Source organism: Streptomyces sp. NPDC052052, assembly GCF_040680455.1.
Classification (GTDB): domain Bacteria; phylum Actinomycetota; class Actinomycetes; order Streptomycetales; family Streptomycetaceae; genus Streptomyces.
This window is the reverse complement of record NZ_JBFAWU010000013.1, coordinates 84477-99008: the sequence shown is the minus strand read 5'-3', so window position 1 is coordinate 99008 and position 14532 is coordinate 84477. Positions and strand designations below refer to the sequence as shown.

The following is a 14532-nucleotide window of genomic DNA, read 5'->3' as shown; positions in this document are numbered from 1 at the left end:
GCCATCCCGCACGTAACGTCGTCTCCATGACCACCCACGAGCACAGCCGCCCGACCTCGGAACTCCACCCCGAACACACTCCTCGCACGCGCTGGGCCGAGCTCGCGCCCGACGTGTACAAGGCCATGGTCCGGCTCGACGCGGCCTCCCGCAGGGGCCTCGACCCGGTCATCGGCGAGCTGGTGAAGATCCGTGCCTCGCAGCTCAACCACTGCGCGTTCTGCCTCGACATGCACACCAAGGACGCGCTCGCGGCGGGCGAGTCCATCGAGCGGATCGTCCAGCTCAGCGCCTGGGAGGAGTCGCGGCACTTCTACACCCCCAAGGAGATCGCGGCCATCGAGCTGACCGAGGCGGTGACCGTGCTGACCGACGGCTTCGTGCCGGACGAGGTGTGGGAGAAGGCCGCCAAGCACTTCGACGAGACCGAGCTCGTCCACCTCGTCGCCGCGATCAACACGATCAACGCCTGGAACCGGTTCGCCGTGACCACCCGCATGGTCCCCGGCCACTACAGGCCGGGCGACATCAAGCACTGACCGGCACGCCCGGGAGACCTCATGACACAGCCGCCCCCACCGGCGAGGCCGGTGGGGGCGGCTGCGGTACGCCTCGGCGGCGTACGGATCAGATCAGGCCGAGCTCGCGAACGGCGTCGCGCTCCTCGGTGAGCTCCTGCACCGACGCGTCGATGCGCGCACGGGAGAACTCGTTGATGTCCAGGCCCTGGACGATCTCGTACTTTCCATCCTTCGTGGTGACCGGGAAGGACGAGATGAGGCCCTCGGGCACGCCGTAGGAGCCGTCCGACGGGATACCCATCGAGGTCCAGTTGCCCTCGGCGGTGCCGTTGACCCAGGTGTACACGTGGTCGATGGCGGCGTTGGCGGCGGAAGCGGCCGAGGACGCGCCACGCGCCTCGATGATCGCGGCGCCGCGCTTGGCGACGGTCGGGATGAAGGTGTCGGCCAGCCACGCCTGGTCGTTGACGACCTCGGCGGCGTTCTTGCCGGCGATCTCCGCGTGGAAGATGTCCGGGTACTGGGTCGCCGAGTGGTTGCCCCAGATCGTCAGCTTCTTGATGTCGGAGACGGCGGCACCGGTCTTGGCGGCCAGCTGCGAGATCGCGCGGTTGTGGTCGAGGCGGGTCATCGCGGTGAAGCGCTCGGCCGGTACGTCCGGGGCGGCGGCCTGTGCGATGAGGGCGTTGGTGTTGGCCGGGTTGCCGACGACGAGGACCTTGATGTCGTCCGCGGCGTTGTCGTTGATGGCCTTGCCCTGCGGCTTGAAGATGCCACCGTTGGCGGAGAGCAGGTCACCGCGCTCCATGCCCTTGGTACGCGGGCGGGCGCCGACGAGCAGGGCGACGTTGGCACCGTCGAACGCCTTGTTGGCGTCGTCGGTGATCTCGATGCCGCGCAGCAGCGGGAAGGCGCAGTCGTCGAGCTCCATCGCGGTGCCCTCGGCGGCCTTCAGGCCCTGCGGGATCTCCAGGAGGCGCAGGTTGACCGGCACGTCCGGGCCGAGCAGGTGGCCGGAGGCGATGCGGAAGAGCAGCGCGTAGCCGATCTGGCCGGCCGCGCCGGTCACGGTGACATTCACGGGAGTGCGGGTCATGGCGATCTCCGTTAGACAGCTGGCGGTGGGGAACCTGCCCCTGGTGCTGGACATCCCTGAATCTTGATGTGAAGAGATATCCGGTGTTCAGGCTATCCGACGGGCATTGCCCTGCCCGCCCACCCCCCTGTGGCACCCCGCACAATCCGTCACAGAGCGCTCACCCGGCCGTACGGACCGACACCGGACGCGGGTCGCGGGTCGCGGGTCGCGGGGACCGGGCTGCCCAGTGGCGGCGGTTCACCCCGGTCGTCGGCACCGTCGTCACCGCACCCCCGCGGTCAGCAGCACCACCGCGGCCAGCACGAGCAGTGCTCCCGCCGTTCCCGCGAGGAACACGGCCGGCCGGGTGCGGCCACCGGCCGGGCGGCCCGCCCGCGGCGACGGCTGCGGCACCGGCGGGAGCGCGGCGCGCGCCCGGGAGATCCTGGCCGGCTCCAGCTCCGTCTCCGGACGCATCTCGGAACGGCTCCATGCCCGCTCCGCCACCTCCCACAGGGTCGTCAGATGCGTCTGATCGGTACCCGTCGCCTCGGCGAGAGCGATGATCGCCCCTCTGGGTGCGAGCAGGCGCCCGCTCAGATAGCGCTCCCACGACGTCCTGCTGTACCCCGTGCGGTCGGCCACCGCGGCGACACTCATCCCTCCGCCGTCGACGAGTGTGCGCAACCGGCCGGCGAACTCCCTGATCTGCGGATCGAGTTCGTCCGACAGCGGCTTCCACCGAGGCATTGCTTCTCCCTGCCCAGATCCGAGTCTTCCGTTCCTGTTCCGGACTACCCAGGAGTCCGCGCGAGCGCAGGACGACTGTTCCTCACGGCGGGGCGCACAGGGGTGTTCGGGACTCCCGGCGCGGGCGCACACGCCCCCCGATGTCACCGTGACACCACGTTCACACCATGGCGGAATGGTCACTTCCAGGCCACAGGCCACAGGGCTCCCTTGTACCGGCCCACCGCGTCCACGAGGCTGAAGTCACGGCAGGGGCAAGGCCGTTCGACTCGCCGCATTCCGGAGCATTCTGCGCTCCGACGGCTCCTGCCCGGGGGTCCGTCCCTTTTCGGGGGAGGGGACGGACACCCCTCGAACGACGTGGCCGTGGACGTGGCACAGGGCCACGGCCACGGCTGCGCGGACGGGTCTCAGCGGATCGGGTCTCAGCGGATCGTGAAGTGGACCGCGTGTTCCAGGAACGGAATGTCGAGCCACGGCTCGGGCTGCGCCACGAGTGCGAGCATCACGATGAGGACGCCGAGCACCCCGTAGGTCACCAGGTCGGTGAAGCGGGAACGGACCGCCAGCATGCCCACCGACGGGATCATGACCCGCAGTACGGCACCGCCGATGAGCGCCGCCCCGATCACCATCGTGCCGACCCTGAAGGCCTCCGCGAAGGGATCGACCGCCACGATCAGCAGCCCGATCCCGGCCGTGCAGAGCACGGCGAGCAGCGGCCACTGCCGCGCCGGGGCGGGCGCGTCCCCGGACGCGGCCCGGCCACCGCCCTCGGGACGGGCGGTGCCCCGGGTGATCGACGAAAACCTCCGCGACGGACGTGAAGTGCCGCGCGGGGCCTCGGCCGGTGCGCCGCCGCCGGGGCCGGTGGCAGCGGCGGCCGCGTCCGCAGACGTCCCCGGGCGGGTGTCCGCTTCCTCGTTCCCGACGCCTGAGTTCTCGACGTCTGAGTTCTCGGCGGGGTTCTCGCCGGAACTCTCGGCGGCGTCCGCTTCGGGGTCCGCCCCGGCGTCCGTACCGGCGGCGTCCGCACCGGCCCCGGCCGCCTCACCGGCCTCGGCCCGATCCCGCGCGGCCTCAGCCGCATCCGCCGCGCCCGTACCGGAGACGGGCACGTCCGACGGCGCCTCCGGAGACGTCCGGTCCGCCTCGGCAGCCGGGTCGGCCGGGCTCGTACCAGCACCCATGGGGTTCCTTCCGGATCGGGTCAGTCGGCTCGAACGGCGTCGGCTGCGGTGCGCTCGGCCGCCTCGACCACGTTGACGAGCAGCTGGGCGCGGGTCATCGGGCCGACACCGCCCGGGTTCGGGGAGATCCAGGCGGCGACCTCGGCCACACCCGGGTGGACGTCCCCGACGATCTTGCCGTTCTCGTCCCGGCTGACGCCGACGTCGAGCACGGCCGCGCCGGGCTTCACGTCCTCGGGCTTGATGATGTGCGGCACTCCGGCGGCGGCCACGATGATGTCGGCCTGCCTGAGGTGGGCGGAGAGGTCACGGGTACCGGTGTGGCACTGGGTGACGGTGGCGTTCTCGGACTTACGGGTCAGCAGCAGTGGGATCGAGCGGCCGATGGTGACACCGCGGCCGACGACCACGACGTGCGCGCCGTTGATCTCCACGTCGTGGTGGCGGAGCAGCTGGACGACGCCCTGCGGGGTGCAGGGCAGCGGACCCGTCTCGTTCAGCACGAGCCGGCCGAGGTTCATCGGGTGGAGACCGTCGGCGTCCTTGGCCGGGTCCATCAGTTCCAGGACACGGTTGGTGTCGATCCCCTTGGGGAGCGGGAGCTGCACGATGTAACCGGTGCACTCGGGGTTGTCGTTGAGCTCCCGTACGACGTCCTCGATCTCCTCCTGGGTGGCGGTGTCGGGGAGTTCGCGCTGGATGGAGCCGATGCCGACCTGTGCGCAGTCACGGTGCTTGCCGTTCACGTACCAACGGCTGCCCGGGTCGTCCCCGACCAGCAGGGTTCCCAGGCCAGGGGTGATGCCCTGTGCCTTGAGGGCCGCCACGCGGACGGTCAGATCGGACTTGATCGCGGCTGCGGTGGCCTTGCCATCGAGAATCTGGGCAGTCATGTCCCCATACTCGCGGATCACCGCCCGCATACCAATTCTGGGTGCCCGCAGTGGCCGCGACGTTGCACTTGGGCAACAGCCATCCATAACGGCTGGACAAATTTACATCCCACTTATCACGATGTTGAGCGCAGTGCCGCAGTAGTACCGGGGGGCGGATCACTGATGTTCTCTTTCCTCCGTGCGGCCGTACTCGTCCCCGCACGCACGTTGGAGGAACGCCAAGATGAGCTTCGGCGACCCGAACCCGAACAACCCCTACGGTCAGCCGCCGCAGGGCCAGCCCGGCCAGCCGCCGCAGGGCCAGCCCGGCTACGGCTACCCGCAGCAGGCGCCGGGCGTACCCCCGCAGCAGGGCCAGCCCGGTTACGGCTACCCGCAGCAGGGGGTGCCGCCCCAGGGCCAGCCCGGTTACGGGTACGGCTATCCGCAGCAGGCACCGGGCACGCTCCAGGCCAACAACGGGTACATCAACATCCCGGCCCTGGGTACCGTCCAGATCGCCTCGATGGGGCGCCGCCTCGGTGCTCGCGCCATCGACAGCGCGGTCATCGGCGTGATCCTCAGCATCATCATGGGGATCGGTCTGGCCGGCGCGGTGGGCATCGCCCAGGACTGCGACGTCAACGCGGCCGACTACAACGCGTGCGTGGACGACGCCAGCACCGGCTTCATCGCCGTGATGTTCACCTGGATCGCGGTGATCGCCGGCTTCTCGCTGCTCTACGAGTGGCTGATGATCTCGTTCGTCGGCGCGACCGTGGGCAAGCTCGCCGTCGGCCTGCGGGTCGTGAAGGAGAACACCGGCCAGAACCCGGGTATCGGCGCCGGCTTCATCCGCTACATCATCCCGATCGTCGGCGCGTTCCTCTGCTACATCGGCGCGGTCCTCGTCTACCTGTCGCCGTTCTTCGACAACTCCGGGAAGCTGCAGGGCTGGCACGACCGCGCCGCCGGCACCCTGGTGATCAAGAAGTAACCTGCGCGCACACCACGAAGAGCCGGAACTCCACACGGAGTTCCGGCTCTTCGCGCAGGGGAACCGTCAGTGGAAGAAGTGCCGCGTCCCCGTGAAGTACATCGTCACGCCGGCCTTCCGCGCGGCCTCGACGACCAGCTCGTCGCGGACCGAACCGCCCGGCTGGGCCACGGCCTTGACGCCCGCCGCGGTCAGGATCTCCAGTCCGTCCGGGAACGGGAAGAACGCGTCGGAGGCGGCGTACGAACCCCGTGCGCGCTCCTCACCGGCCCGCTCGACGGCCAGCTTCGCGGAGTCGACCCGGTTGACCTGGCCCATGCCGACGCCGACCGAGGCGCCGTCCTTGGCGAGCAGGATCGCGTTGGACTTGACCGCGCGGCAGGCCTTCCACGCGAAGGCGAGCTCCTTCAGCTCGTCCTCGGACAGGGCCTCACCGGTGGCGAGGGTCCAGTTGGCCGGGTCGTCGCCCTCCGCCTGGAGGCGGTCGGTGACCTGGAGCAGCGCGCCGCCGTCGATCGGCTTGACCTCGACCGGGGCGGTCGGGGCGTCGGGGCAGCGCAGCACGCGGATGTTCTTCTTGCGGGCCAGCACCTCGACCGCGCCGTCCTCGTAGGCCGGGGCGACGATGACCTCGGTGAAGATCTCCGCGACCTGCTCGGCCATGGCGACCGTCACCGGACGGTTGACGGCGATGACACCACCGAAGGCCGACAGCGGGTCACAGGCGTGCGCGTTGCGGTGCGCCTCGGCGACGTCGTCGGCGATCGCGATGCCGCACGGGTTGGCGTGCTTGATGATCGCGACGCACGGCTCGGCGTGGTCGTACGCGGCCCGGCGCGCGGCGTCGGTGTCGGTGTAGTTGTTGTACGACATCTCCTTGCCGTGCAGCTGCTCCGCCTCGGCCAGGCCGCCGGAGCCGGCGGTGTAGAGCGCGGCGGGCTGGTGCGGGTTCTCGCCGTACCGCAGGACGTTCTTGCGCTCGTACGTCGTACCGAAGAAGTCGGGGAAGCCCGAGTCGTCGGCGGCGGCGTAGTCGTCGGCGAACCAGGAGGCCACGGCCACGTCGTAGGCGGCGGTGTGCTGGAACGCCTCGGCGGCCAGCCGCTTGCGGGCGGTCAGGTCGAAGCCGCCCGCGCTGACCGCGTCGAGGACGTCGGCGTACCGCTGCGGGCTGGTGACGACGGCCACGGAGGGGTGGTTCTTCGCGGCGGCGCGGACCATGGACGGGCCGCCGATGTCGATCTGCTCCACGCACTCGTCGGCGGAGGCGCCGGAGGCGACGGTCTCCTTGAACGGGTACAGGTTGACGACGACGAGGTCGAAGGGCTCGACACCCAGCTCGGCGAGCTGCTCGCGGTGGGCGTCCAGACGCAGGTCGGCGAGGATGCCGGCGTGGACGCGGGGGTGCAGCGTCTTGACGCGGCCGTCGAGGCACTCGGGAAATCCGGTGAGCTCCTCGACCTTGGTGACGGGGACCCCGGCGGCGGCGATCCTTCCGGCGGTGGAGCCGGTGGAGACGAGTTCGACGCCCGCCTCGTGCAGACCACGGGCGAGGTCCTCGAGCCCCGTCTTGTCGTAGACACTGATCAGGGCGCGGCGGATGGGCTTATTCACCGACATGACCGAGATGAACCTTTCGTCCCTCAATGCGATAGCCGTCGCGGGCGAGCCGCCCCACGGCCTCGACGAGCAGCTTGCGCTCGACTTCCTTGATGCGTTCGTGGAGAGCGGCTTCACCCTCCGCCGTGTCCTCTTCGGCCACCTCGACCACGCCCTGCGCGATGATCGGGCCGGTGTCGACGCCGTCGTCGACGAAGTGGACGGTGCACCCGGTGACCTTCACGCCGTACGCGAGTGCGTCACGCACCCCGTGGGCACCGGGAAAGCTGGGCAGCAGGGCGGGGTGCGTGTTGATGAACCGGCCCCCGAACCGGGCGAGGAACTCCTTGCCCACGATCTTCATGAACCCCGCGGAGACCACGAGGTCCGGGCGGTGCTCGGCCGTCGCGGCCGCGAGTGCCGCGTCCCACTCCTCGCGGGTGGCATGGTCCTTGACCCTGCAGACGAAGGTCGGCAGCCCGGCACGCTCCGCCCGTTCCAGACCGACGATGCCGGGCCGGTCGGCGCCGACCGCGACGATCTCGGCGCCGAAGCTCTCGGGGTCGTCACCGATGGCGTCGAGCAGCGCCTGAAGATTCGTACCGGATCCGGAGACCAGGACGACCAGGCGGACCGGGGCGACGGAAGGGGGCGGGGAGGCCACGGCTGGGCCCTTTCTCGCGTGGTGGAGCAGAGCAACGCTGGTTTGTATGGTCGTACGAAAGAATCGAGCCCCGCGATACGGGGAACTCTACGAACGATTCGACCGCCAGCAACGATACCGGCACCATGTGGGCCCCCCACGGGACGGGGGTGACAGCCCGGCAGACCGACCGTCGCACGACACGGAACAGGCCCGGGGCGAACGTTTGCGGCCACCTGCGCCGCGCTCCCCGCTTTCGGCCCCTCCTGACCGGGAGGTAGCGTCTGCGTACAGGGAACCGTCCGCAGGGCGGACATGACGAGATGGGGAAGACGTTCACCACATGCCGGACCGACGCCGCCACACCGCCTTCCGCCACCCGCTGCCCGAGCGGACCTCGCCTCTGATGCGGGAACGCCGGTCCCCCACGGGCTCGTCCTCTTCCCCCTCCTCCTCGCCCTCCGGGTCCACGGGGCCGTCGGGCGCCGCGGACGACAACCCGTTCGCCGCTCCGCCCGAGGGCCGGCCGGACCAGCTCTGGCAGCCCCGCCATCCGTCGAACGCCGGCAACGGCGGCGACGGACAGGGGAACGGCGGCGGCCGGGGCGAGGGCGAGGGAACGCCCGAGGGCGGTTCCTCCGACGACCGGCCCGTCTGGGGCGGCCAGTGGAGCAGCCGTCAGCCCGGCCGCCAGAGCGGCGGCTTCGGCGGCCGGCCCGGAGGCCCCGGCGGGCCGCAGGGCCAGGGCGGCCCCGGGGGCGGCGGTTCCGGCGGACCGCGCTGGGACCCGACCGACCCCGCCCAGCGTCGTGCACGCTATGCGCTGCTCTGCGGTATGTGGGCGTTCTTCTTCGCTCTCTTCGACTTCCCCGAGATCGCCCTGCTGCTCGGCGCGCTCGCCGTGTACTGGTCGATCAGCTCGCTCCGGGCGAAGCCGAAGGAGGCGGCCACGCCGGGTGGCGCCGCCACAGCTCCCGGGCCGGCCCCGGCTTCCGGCACACCGGCCGGCGGCCCTCTCCAGGGCTCCGGTTCGGGGCACGTTCCGGTGTCCCCGCCGGGTGCCCCCATCGCTCCGGGCTACCGCAGGCAGCAGACCACGGCCGCGGTCAGCGGCCTGGTCGCGGCGCTGCTCGCCCTCTCGATCGTCGCGATGACATTCACGGTGCAGCTCGTCTTCCGCGACTACTACACCTGCGTGAACGACGCCCTGACCAAGTCCGGCCAGCTGGCGTGCAACGACCTGCTTCCGAAGCCACTGGAGCCCTTCTTCGGCGTCAAGCACTGACGCACGCACTGCCGCGTCACGCCCCGGCGGACGCGCGGATCTACGGGTTCAAGGACGGACCCGCCTCGCGAGGCGGGTCCGTCCGCGCTTTCCAGGGGCCGGTCGGCAGGAAGTCGTACGACCCGGAATCGTCACTCCGCGGGTCCGGCCGGGAAGCCGAGGCGGCACCGACGATCGGGGGGAAGGCCGGGGCGGCACCGGTACCGGCGGCCGGTGGGAAAGGCGGGGCCGCGGGTGCGGCGGGTGCGGCCCGGACGGATGCGGGTACGGCAACGGCTCCCGGTCCGGCCGACGGCTCGGACACCCCGTCCCCGTCCCCCTCCCCGCCCCTGCGGCCGGACCGCTTCCACCACCGCCGGTCACCGCCCGCCGGCTCCTGACGCGCCTGGCCGCGCAGCCGCCAGGCCCGCAGGAGCAGCGCGCCGGGTACACCGAGCAGCGCCGTCCAGGCCAGGGCCGCCGCACCCGTGAGCCACCACACCGGACCGAAATCGGCCAGCGCCCCGGTGCCGAGCGGTCCGCCCGCGAACGCGGCGAGCACCGCCATGAGGAGCCCGCACCCCACCGCCCCCAGCCCGGCCGCCTGCGCGGTCACCCGGCGACTCCACGCCTCCTCCCGCATGCAACGGGCGGGCGCGGCCCGTTGCACCGTGAACCAGGCGACCGTCAGCCCGGCCACGACCGGCACCGCGCCGGCCGCCCAGTTCACGGCCGTCCCCGGGCCCCGGTCCGGCACCGCGGCAAGCAGCGGGAAGACGGGCAGTGCCGGGCGTCCCGAGAAGGCCAGCGGGGTGACCGTGGACGCCGTGCCGAGCGCGAAGCCCGGCCCGAGCCCGTACGCGGCACCCCACACCGCCGCGTTCGGCACGAGTGCGAGCGCGAGGAGCAGCACCGCGATCTGCCCCACACCACCATCCGAGAGCTGGGCGAACGACGCCCGGGCTGCCTGCGCATGCCATACCAGCGCGGCTGCGACCAGCAGCGCCCCACCACCGAGCAGCACCACCGCCCCGGCCGCCGCCGACCGGCACGCCGCCTGCACGCGCTCCGCGAACCGGACGCGGGCCCACCACTCGCTCAGGCTCCAGGGCACCCAGGACGGCAGCGGCCCGAACGGGCGCCCGGCCGCCGTCCAGACCCCGGAGGCCGCCGCACCGGCCACCACAAGAGCCGGCAGGAGGAGCGACGACGGTGCGTACAGGGACAGCGCCCCCTCCCGGACACAGGCCGCGGCAGCGGCGCCGACCAGCCCGTACCCGCCGACGACCATGACGAACGCACCCGCTGCCGAAGGCGCCCGGCGCCCCTCTCCGGGCATCAGAACGTCCCGGGCGGCGCGATGCACCAGCCACACCGGCACCACCGTGAGCAGCAGCGGGAAGACGCCCACCGGGGCGGGGACCCCGGTGGGCGTGCCAGACCTGACCAGCTCGGCGCCATGGGCGAGCAGCCAGAGCCCGGCCGCCGTGCGGAGAGTGTCACCGAGCCCTTCGTCAGGGGCCGGAGCGCTGATCCACAACGCCAGGACGAGGACGGTGAGCGCGCCCAGGCCGAGCCCGGCCGCGAGCATGCCGCGCAGGAAGCCGAGGGCTCGCACGGCGGACCGGCCCCGGTCGGCGGACAACAACGGGCTGTGTTCGGTCACTTGGGTCACACCGCCATGCTCCCAACGACACGCACTTATTTCGTGTAACAGGTAAATAGCCGCTGTGTCGCTCAATATGTGGTTATGTACTTTTTCTCCCCGTGTCCTCGGCCCGCAGGGGATCGTTCATGACGCACAGCTCGACCGATGCGTCCGAGACCCAACCGCTCCCCTTGCCCGAGGAGCTGCGCAGACTGCGCGAGGCGAGGTCGCTGAGCGAGAAGCAGGCCGCGGCGGCAGTGGGTGTCACCCGGGTGACGGTCCGGTCCGGGGAGACGGGCCGCACCACACCCCGGGAGCGCAAGCGCGAGACGTACGCCAGGCTGACCAGCCGCCACCGTACTGGCGAAGCGGCCGGGAGCACCGCCACGGCTCCGGCCGAGCCGGAGACCGAGCCGGAGACCGGTTCCGAACCGTCCGAGGCGCCCGCCGCGCCTGGGAGGTCCGCCGCGCTTGGCACATCCGAAGCACCTGGCACATCCGCCGCACCGCTCGTATCCGTGGTGTCCGGCGCTTCCGTAGCTTCCGGCACGGACGAGGCGGCTCCCGGCCGTACCGCGCATGCGGCAGCCGTTGCGGTCGACGAACCCGCTGACGAACCCGACGCCACGGAAGCGCGGGAAAAGCCCGACGCACCCGATGCACCCGAAACACCTGAAACACCCGAAGCGGCGGCCGAAGCGTTCGACGCGTTGTACACGACCTGTGCGGCCACCCTCGTCCGTCAGACGTTTCTGCTGACCGGGCGTCGGCGCCTCTCCGAGGAGTCGGTCGCACGGGCCTTCGCGCTGGCCTGGGAACGCTGGCCGGAGGTCGCGGTGGACGCCGACCCACCGGGCTGGGTAAGGGCGGCGGCGTACGAGTACGCGCTGTCGCCCTGGCACCGGCTGCGCCGCGCGCACCGCACGTTCGACCCGCCGCCCGCCGAACCCGGTGCACGCGCCCTGCTCGACGCCCTGCTCGACCTCCCGCCGTCGTACCGCCGCACCCTGCTGCTCCACGACGGTGTCGGCCTGGGGCTGCCGGAGACCGCGGCGGAGACGGAGGCGAGCACTCCGGCGGCGGCGAGCAGGCTGGTGAACGCCCGCGCCGCGGTCGCCGAACAGCTTCCCGGGCTGGCGGAGCAGCCGTCCCCCACCGCGCAGTCGGAGCTCCTGCACCAGCAGCTCGACGCACTCGCCCAGGCCCAGCCGGCCGCCTCGCTGCCCTCGCCCGACCTGGTCCGTACCGGCAGCGAGCGCAGGGCCCGGCGGTGGACCAGGGCCACCCTTGCCTTCGCGGCGGTGCTCATCGGTCTGACGCTGTTCACCGTGGCAACGGCTCCGAGCCGGTACGAGGCCCCCCAGTCACCCGCCCGGAAGGTCGTCGGAGTGCCGCCGCGGGGCGGTCCTGAGCAGCTGACCCCGCAGGACCGGACGTTGCAGGAGAAGCTTCAGGGCGAACTCGTGCCGGGGCCGGGACGGCTGGTCCCGGACGCCGGTTGACTCATAGTGACCCACAGGTCCCTCCGGGGGGCACGGACGAAACGGCGCGGGCCCGTACCCCGATCAGGGGGTACGGGCCCGCGCCGTCTGTGCGGTGAGGCGCTCCTTGAGGTGCTGCTCCGCCGCGGTGAAGCGATCAGGCGCCGAGGATCTCGCGCGCCAGCTTGGCGGTCTCGGTCGGCGTCTTGCCGACCTTGACGCCGGCGGCCTCCAGGGCCTCCTTCTTCGCCTGCGCGGTGCCGGAGGAGCCGGAGACGATGGCACCGGCGTGGCCCATGGTCTTGCCCTCGGGGGCGGTGAAGCCCGCGACGTAGCCGACGACCGGCTTGGTGACGTTCTTCGCGATGAAGTCGGCCGCACGCTCCTCGGCGTCGCCACCGATCTCACCGATCATCACGATCAGGTCGGTGTCGGGGTCGGCCTCGAACGCCGCGAGGGCGTCGATGTGCGTCGTGCCGATGACCGGGTCGCCACCGATGCCGACGGCGGACGAGAAGCCGATGTCACGGAGCTCGTACATCATCTGGTAGGTCAGCGTGCCGGACTTGGACACCAGACCGATGCGGCCGGGCTTGGTGATGTCGCCCGGGATGATGCCGGCGTTGGACTGGCCGGGGGTGATGAGACCGGGGCAGTTCGGACCGATGATCCGGGTCTTGTTGCCCTTCGAGCCCGCGTACGCCCAGAAGGCGGCGGAGTCGTGGACGGCGATGCCCTCGGTGATCACGACGGCGAGCGGGATCTCGGCGTCGATCGCCTCGACGACGGCGGCCTTGGCGAAGGCCGGCGGCACGAAGAGAACCGACACGTTCGCGCCGGTCTTCTCCATCGCCTCGGCGACGGTCCCGAACACGGGTACCTCGGTGCCGTCGAAGTCGACCGACGTACCGGCCTTGCGCGGGTTCACGCCACCGACGATGTTGGTGCCGTCACCGAGCATGAGCTTGGTGTGCTTCATGCCGGTGGCACCGGTCATCCCCTGGACGATGACCTTGCTGTCCTTGGTGAGGAAGATAGCCATGCTGTTGGAGTCCCTCGTCCCTTACTTCGCAGCCGCGGCGAGCTCAGCGGCCTTGTCGGCCGCGCCGTCCATGGTGTCCACACGCTGCACGAGCGGGTGGTTGGCGTCGGAAAGGATCCTGCGACCCAGCTCCGCGTTGTTGCCGTCGAGGCGCACGACCAGCGGCTTGGTGACTTCCTCGCCCTTGGACTCGAGCAGCGCGAGCGCCTGGACGATGCCGTTGGCGACCTCGTCGCAGGCGGTGATGCCACCGAAGACGTTGACGAAGACGGACTTGACGTCCGGGTCGCCGAGGATGATCTCCAGGCCGTTCGCCATGACCTCGGCGGAGGCACCGCCACCGATGTCGAGGAAGTTGGCGGGCTTCACGTTGCCGTGGTTCTCACCGGCGTACGCGACGACGTCCAGCGTCGACATGACCAGACCGGCACCGTTGCCGATGATGCCGACCTCGCCGTCGAGCTTGACGTAGTTGAGGTTCTTGGCCTTGGCGGCAGCCTCGAGCGGGTTGGCCGCGGCCTTGTCCTCGAGCGCCTCGTGCTCGGGCTGACGGAAGTCGGCGTTCTCGTCGAGAGAGACCTTGCCGTCCAGCGCGATGACGTCACCGGAGGCGACCTTGGCGAGCGGGTTGACCTCGACGAGGAGCGCGTCCTCGGCGACGAAGGTCTCCCACAGCGTCACCAGGACCTCGGCGACCTTCTCGGCGACCTCGGCCGGGAACTTCGCCTGGGCGACGATCTCGCGGGCCTTCTCGATCGTGACGCCGGAGTTGGAGTCGACCGGGACCTTCGCGAGGGCCTCGGGGGTCTTCGCAGCGACCTCCTCGATCTCCATGCCGCCCTGCACCGAGGCCATGGCCAGGAAGGTGCGGTTGGTGCGGTCGAGGAGGTACGAGACGTAGTACTCCTCAAGAATCTCCGGCGCGGTCTCGGCGATCATCACCTTGTGGACCGTGTGGCCCTTGATGTCCATGCCGAGGATGTCGGTCGCACGGGCGACCGCCTCGTCGGGGGTGGCGGCCAGCTTGACGCCACCGGCCTTGCCGCGGCCGCCGACCTTCACCTGCGCCTTGACGACCGACTTGCCGCCCAGTCGCTCGGTCGCCTCGCGGGCTGCCTCAGGCGTGTCGATGACTTCACCGGCCAGCACCGGTACACCGTGCTTGGCGAAGAGGTCCCTCGCCTGGTACTCGAACAGGTCCACGCGCGTCCGTCCCTTAATCAATGGTCTCGCGGTTCGTTTTCTGCGTGGGCGTGCCGCGAGGGGCAATGTGACTGCTCTGTCACCAGGGATGCGCACACGGTGACCCGGATACGCGGCATGTCCATCTCGCAGGTTATCCCCGCGCTCGACAGGACCCTAAATCGCAGATCACACCTGAGCGGTGATAACGGTCACAGATCCCGCCGATACCTGGGCCGCACTGGACAAATCAACACTCGCG

13 protein-coding genes are annotated in these 14532 nt (G+C 71.0%); 4 read left to right on the top strand and 9 right to left on the bottom strand.

The features are described from left to right. The first annotated feature begins 26 nt into the window (after positions 1–26). Complete coding sequence (locus tag AB0L71_RS17650; RefSeq protein WP_365243487.1) at positions 27–539, top strand: carboxymuconolactone decarboxylase family protein; 513 nt, start codon at positions 27–29, stop codon at positions 537–539. An 88-nt stretch (positions 540–627) separates the two neighbouring features. Here the strand turns inward: AB0L71_RS17650 and AB0L71_RS17645 are convergent, their stop codons facing one another. From AB0L71_RS17645 to AB0L71_RS17630, 4 genes are all read right to left on the bottom strand, one after another. Then, positions 628–1617, bottom strand: a complete 990-nt coding sequence (locus AB0L71_RS17645) for a malate dehydrogenase (protein WP_365243485.1) — start codon at positions 1615–1617, stop codon at positions 628–630. 264 nt (positions 1618–1881) lie between these two features. Further along, positions 1882–2349, bottom strand: coding sequence for a helix-turn-helix transcriptional regulator (locus AB0L71_RS17640; protein ID WP_365243483.1), 468 nt, complete (start codon positions 2347–2349; stop codon positions 1882–1884). Between the two features lie 425 nt (positions 2350–2774). Next, a complete protein-coding gene (locus tag AB0L71_RS17635; RefSeq protein ID WP_365243481.1) occupies positions 2775–3539 on the bottom strand; it encodes a DUF3017 domain-containing protein in 765 nt (254 codons plus the stop codon). A 20-nt stretch (positions 3540–3559) separates the two neighbouring features. Then, on the bottom strand, positions 3560–4432 hold the full coding sequence (locus AB0L71_RS17630; RefSeq protein WP_365243479.1) for a bifunctional methylenetetrahydrofolate dehydrogenase/methenyltetrahydrofolate cyclohydrolase: 873 nt from the start codon (positions 4430–4432) through the stop codon (positions 3560–3562). Between the two features lie 226 nt (positions 4433–4658). Between AB0L71_RS17630 and AB0L71_RS17625 the strand changes: the two genes are divergently transcribed. Next, entirely contained in the window at positions 4659–5411 is a 753-nt protein-coding gene (locus AB0L71_RS17625; RefSeq protein ID WP_365243477.1) for an RDD family protein, read from the top strand. 66 nt (positions 5412–5477) lie between these two features. On the opposite strand, the gene purH is transcribed toward AB0L71_RS17625, so the two are convergent. Beyond that, positions 5478–7031 carry a bifunctional phosphoribosylaminoimidazolecarboxamide formyltransferase/IMP cyclohydrolase gene (purH, locus tag AB0L71_RS17620; RefSeq protein ID WP_365243475.1) on the bottom strand — a complete coding sequence of 518 codons (1554 nt, stop codon included), beginning with the start codon at positions 7029–7031 and terminating at the stop codon, positions 5478–5480. Continuing rightward, positions 7018–7674 (bottom strand): phosphoribosylglycinamide formyltransferase, encoded by a 657-nt coding sequence (gene purN / locus AB0L71_RS17615; RefSeq protein ID WP_365243473.1) that lies wholly within the window; start codon positions 7672–7674, stop codon positions 7018–7020. Before purN ends, purH begins: the two co-directional genes overlap by 14 nt. Positions 7675–7996: 322 nt before the next feature. Here purN and AB0L71_RS17610 point away from each other — a divergent pair, with 322 nt between their 5' ends. Beyond that, positions 7997–8938, top strand: coding sequence for a hypothetical protein (locus AB0L71_RS17610; RefSeq protein ID WP_365243471.1), 942 nt, complete (start codon positions 7997–7999; stop codon positions 8936–8938). A 40-nt stretch (positions 8939–8978) separates the two neighbouring features. On the opposite strand, the gene AB0L71_RS17605 is transcribed toward AB0L71_RS17610, so the two are convergent. Beyond that, the gene (locus tag AB0L71_RS17605; protein ID WP_365243675.1) at positions 8979–10583 is read right to left on the bottom strand and encodes a DUF6350 family protein; all 1605 of its coding nucleotides are present in this window, start codon (positions 10581–10583) and stop codon (positions 8979–8981) included. 128 nt (positions 10584–10711) lie between these two features. Between AB0L71_RS17605 and AB0L71_RS17600 the strand changes: the two genes are divergently transcribed. Further along, complete coding sequence (locus AB0L71_RS17600) at positions 10712–12067, top strand: sigma factor-like helix-turn-helix DNA-binding protein (protein ID WP_365243470.1); 1356 nt, start codon at positions 10712–10714, stop codon at positions 12065–12067. A 136-nt stretch (positions 12068–12203) separates the two neighbouring features. Here the strand turns inward: AB0L71_RS17600 and sucD are convergent, their stop codons facing one another. Together sucD and sucC are read right to left on the bottom strand one after the other, a co-directional pair. Continuing rightward, a complete protein-coding gene (gene sucD / locus AB0L71_RS17595; protein WP_365243468.1) occupies positions 12204–13088 on the bottom strand; it encodes a succinate--CoA ligase subunit alpha in 885 nt (294 codons plus the stop codon). A gap of 21 nt (positions 13089–13109) precedes the next feature. Beyond that, the gene (gene sucC, locus AB0L71_RS17590; protein ID WP_365243466.1) at positions 13110–14291 is read right to left on the bottom strand and encodes an ADP-forming succinate--CoA ligase subunit beta; all 1182 of its coding nucleotides are present in this window, start codon (positions 14289–14291) and stop codon (positions 13110–13112) included. Positions 14292–14532 lie beyond the last annotated feature (241 nt).